The following is a 2881-nucleotide window of genomic DNA, read 5'->3' on the forward strand; positions in this document are numbered from 1 at the left end:
GCGCCCTCCGGGGCTCCGAAGCGGGCCAGGGTGTGCCAGACCGTCTTCAGGTCCTGGAGCTCGTGGCGGCCGGTGCGAGCCGCGTCGCCGATGGCGTGCGGGGGCAGCAGGCCGCGCTCGGCGATCAGTGCGCCGAGGATCGGCAGCCCGCTGGAGACCCGGTCGGGGTGGAAGTTCAGGGCGATGTGCAGGCCGGGGTCGAGCGGTGGGCCCAAGAGCCCGGTGGCCATGTGGTCCGGTGTCCGCCGGGCGCGCGGCGGCAGCCGGTGCCGGAAATCCATTGGCCCGCACTCCCCTTGGCTACATAGGCTAGCCATGAACCTAGGAATATTAGGTTCAGGCCTATTAGTTCGCGGCGACGAATCCGGAAGGACTCCCCCATGAGATCGCTCACCGAGCAGGACATTCGCAACTCCTTTATCAACTGCTCCAAGGGGGAGGCCAAGCGGCTGGCGGTCCCGAGGGACCTCGCCGAACGCCCGTGGGACGACCTGGATTTCCTGGGCTGGCGAGATCCGGGCGCACCCGACCGGAGCTATCTGGTCGCCGAACGGGACGACCGGCTCGTCGGCGTGGCCCTGCGCTTCCAGGCCGCGCAGCGCGGGTTTCTGCACCGCAGCATGTGCTCGGTCTGTCTGACCACGCATCCCGGTGGCGGGGTGACGCTGATGGCGGCACGGAAGGCGGGGTCGGCGGGCCGCGAGGGCAATTCGGTCGGCCTGTACATGTGCACCGACCTGGCGTGTTCGCTGTACGTGCGGGGCAGGAAGGTGCCGGAGTCCGGCGCCCGCTTCGAGGAGAGCCTGACGACCGAGCAGCAGATAGCCCGCACGACGGGCAACCTGTCCGCGTTCATCGGCAAGCTGTACACCTGATCCCAGGCTTGCGGACAGTTCCGGTCCTCGATCGCGGCACGTTCGTCCCGCCCGAGGAACGGGAACAGGCCAAGGGATGCACGACGTACGCAAGAGGACCACGGGACTCCTGAGCCTGCTGGAGCGCCGCCGGGAGCCGGTGGTGGTCCAGACGCTGCGGTCGGCGACGGCGGCGACGATCGCCTACGTCGTCGCGCTCCGGCTGAGCCCCGAGCCGGCCCCGCTCACCGCCCCGCTGACCGCGCTGCTGGTCGTCCAGGTGACCTTCTACGCCACCCTCACCAACGGCATCCGCCGGGTGAACTCGGTGGTGGCCGGAGTGCTGGTCGCCATCGCCTTCAGCGGGCTGGTGGGGCTGACCTGGTGGAGCCTCGCGCTGGTGATCGTGGCCGCGCTGACCGTCGGGCACCTGGTGCGGGTCGATGAGTACGTGGCCGAGGTGGCGATCAGCGCCATGCTGGTGCTCGGGGTCACCACCGTCGGGTTCACCGCCTGGGCGCGGATCGTGGAGACGCTGATCGGCGCGGTCGTCGGCACGGCCTGCAATCTGCTGCTGCCGCCCCCGGTGTGGGTGGACGAGGCGGGCCGCTCGATCGGGGACCTGGCGCGCCGGGTACGGCAGTTGATGCTGCGGATGGGCGAGGAGGCCGCCGGCCGGACCCCCTGGGAGCGGGCGGCCGAGCGGCTGCACGAGGCACGCCTGCTGGACCAGCACATCGCCCATGTGGACGCGTCTCTGCGGCAGGCCGAGGACAGCCTGCGGCTCAATCCGCGCGTGAAGGAAGGGCTGCTGCACCGGGTGGTGCTGCGCACCGGTCTGGACACGCTGGAGATCTGCACGGTGGTCCTGCGAGTGCTGGCCCGGTCCTTCACCGATCTGGCGAAGGCGCGCGGGGCCGAGGATCTGTTCCCGCCCCGGGTCGGGGCGACCGTGGCACAGCTGCTGTCGGAGATCGGCGACGCGGTGGTCAGCTTCGCGGTGCTGGTCACCACCCATCTGAGCGAGAACGCCGACGCGGCGGAGGCCCGGCTGTCCGCCGAGCTGCACACGGCGGCCGGCACCCGGGACCGGCTGGCCGAGCTGCTCCGCGAGGAGGTCGCCGAGGACTGGGCGAACTGGCAGCTGCTCGGCGCCGTACTGACCGAGACGACGCGGATCGTCGACGAGCTGAACACCGAGCACCGCACCCGCCGCCTGCTGGAGGAGCTGGACCGGGTCTCGCGCGAGCAGCGGGCGAAGCTGCCCCGGATGACCCGGCTGCGCGAACGGCTCGGGGTGCAGGAGGAGCTGTGGCGGAACCGTACGGGGTTCGGTGAACGTTCTCGGTGAGGACGGATGATCCCTTGGAAGGTGAGCGCTCTCGGTGCGAGGGCAAGGCGAAGGGGGCGACCGGATGACTGGTTCCGGGGTGCGGATCGACGGGAACACACTGCGACTGCCGGGCGGGGTGGCGGTGCGGTTCGTCCGCACGCTGCGGCTGCCGGAGACGGGCACGCATCCCCTGCCGCCGGGGCTGGGCGAGTTCCCGGTCCGGCGGGTCGCGGACTACGCCGGCACGGTTCCCGAGGAGTGGCGGGCGCGTGGTGGCGTGATGCTGCCGGTGTATCTGCGCGAGGCGATGTGGCTGAGCTTCTCCGGTACGACGGAGCCGGCCGCGCTCCAGGTCGGCGTCGGCAAGGTGTGCGCGGTGTCCGGGCGGCCCTGGAGCGACCGTCTCGCCCGGGATCCGCAGAACTACGTGGTGCTGCCCCGCCAGCCCTGGCTGGACGGCATCAACTCCGGAAAGGGCACGGTCCGCCAGTTCGTCGCGGTGCCGCTGGGTCTTGGCGCGACGGTGGAGGGGCAGGTCACCGGCGAGGAGGTGTGGGGCGGGGTGCAGCTGCAGTCGTTCCCGCTGAAGGAGCCGCTGCTCACCGAGTGGCGGCGCCGTGAGCGGGAGCGGGCGGAGGAGCGGCGCAGGGCCCCGGCCGGGGCGGCGGGCGGGTACGGCGCGCCGATGGCGATG

General features: G+C 71.6%; 2 protein-coding genes and 2 pseudogenes. 3 read left to right on the plus strand and 1 reads right to left on the minus strand.

Annotation, left to right across the window (positions count from 1 at the left end; genetic code table 11):
- Window positions 1-230, minus strand: a pseudogene (locus M878_RS000000101730) (DUF3626 domain-containing protein); the annotation flags it as partial.
- Window positions 231-380: 150 nt separating this feature from the next.
- On the opposite strand from M878_RS000000101730, the gene M878_RS54505 reads away from it, so the two are divergent.
- From M878_RS54505 to M878_RS54515, 3 genes and pseudogenes are all read left to right on the plus strand, one after another.
- Window positions 381-875 (plus strand): FBP domain-containing protein, encoded by a 495-nt coding sequence (locus M878_RS54505; RefSeq protein ID WP_023544919.1) that lies wholly within the window; start codon window positions 381-383, stop codon window positions 873-875.
- A 76-nt stretch (window positions 876-951) separates the two neighbouring features.
- Window positions 952-2205 (plus strand): aromatic acid exporter family protein, encoded by a 1254-nt coding sequence (locus M878_RS54510; RefSeq protein ID WP_023544920.1) that lies wholly within the window; start codon window positions 952-954, stop codon window positions 2203-2205.
- Window positions 2206-2269: 64 nt separating this feature from the next.
- Window positions 2270-2881 (plus strand): annotated as a pseudogene (locus tag M878_RS54515) (hypothetical protein); the annotation flags it as partial.

The organism is Streptomyces roseochromogenus subsp. oscitans DS 12.976 (assembly GCF_000497445.1).
In the GTDB taxonomy this organism is placed as follows: Bacteria; Actinomycetota; Actinomycetes; order Streptomycetales; family Streptomycetaceae; genus Streptomyces; species Streptomyces oscitans.

Coding starts and splice junctions, on each gene's coding strand:
- M878_RS54510 (WP_023544920.1), top strand. CDS start 952: ATGCACGACGTACGCAAGAGGACCACGGGACTCCTGAGCCTGCTGGAG.
- M878_RS54505 (WP_023544919.1), top strand. CDS start 381: ATGAGATCGCTCACCGAGCAGGACATTCGCAACTCCTTTATCAACTGC.